1 rRNA gene is annotated in these 1,193 nt (G+C 56.2%); it reads left to right on the forward strand.

Features of this window, described 5'->3' with window-relative positions:
• Positions 1 to 1,193, forward strand: a 23S ribosomal RNA gene (locus tag BMZ58_RS20620); the annotation flags it as partial.

The raw sequence follows: 1,193 nt of genomic DNA on the forward strand, positions 1-1,193 counted from the left end.
GGGGGGACGCAGGAGGATAAGGAGAGCGCGCCACTGGATGTGCGCGTCCAAGCAGTGAGACGGTCGGATAGGCAAATCCGTCCGGCAACGTCAAGCTGTGATGGGGAGGGAAATATAGTACCGAAGCTCCTGAGTTCACACTGCCAAGAAAATCCTCTAGTGAGGAAAGAGGTGCCCGTACCGCAAACCGACACAGGTAGGCGAGGAGAGGATCCTAAGGTGAGCGGGAGAACTCTCGTTAAGGAACTCGGCAAAATGACCCCGTAACTTCGGGAGAAGGGGTGCTCCTCTGCCGAGGAGCCGCAGTGAAAAGGCCCAAGCGACTGTTTACCAAAAACACAGGTCTCTGCGAAGCCGTAAGGCGAAGTATAGGGGCTGACACCTGCCCGGTGCTGGAAGGTTAAGGGGATGCGTTAGCTTATGCGAAGCGTTGAACCGAAGCCCCAGTAAACGGCGGCCGTAACTATAACGGTCCTAAGGTAGCGAAATTCCTTGTCGGGTAAGTTCCGACCCGCACGAAAGGTGCAACGACTTGGGCACTGTCTCAACGAGAGACCCGGTGAAATTATACTATGTGTGAAGATGCACATTACCCGCGACAGGACGGAAAGACCCCGTGGAGCTTTACTGTAGCCTGATATTGAATGTTGGTACAGCTTGTACAGGATAGGTAGGAGCCTTGGAAGCCGGAGCGCTAGCTTCGGTGGAGGCGCTGGTGGGATACTACCCTGGCTGTACGGACATTCTAACCCAGGACCGTTATCCGGTCCGGAGACAGTGTCAGGTGGGCAGTTTGACTGGGGCGGTCGCCTCCCAAAGAGTAACGGAGGCGCCCAAAGGTTCCCTCAGAATGGTTGGAAATCATTCGCAGAGTGTAAAGGCACAAGGGAGCTTGACTGCGAGACCTACAAGTCGAGCAGGGACGAAAGTCGGGCTTAGTGATCCGGCGGTACCGCATGGAAGGGCCGTCGCTCAACGGATAAAAGCTACCCCGGGGATAACAGGCTTATCTCCCCCAAGAGTCCACATCGACGGGGAGGTTTGGCACCTCGATGTCGGCTCATCGCATCCTGGGGCTGTAGTCGGTCCCAAGGGTTGGGCTGTTCGCCCATTAAAGCGGTACGCGAGCTGGGTTCAGAACGTCGTGAGACAGTTCGGTCCCTATCCGTCGTGGGCGTTGGAAATTTGAAAGG

This window comes from Halobacillus dabanensis, assembly GCF_900114165.1.
GTDB lineage: Bacteria > Bacillota > Bacilli > Bacillales > Halobacillaceae > Halobacillus > Halobacillus dabanensis.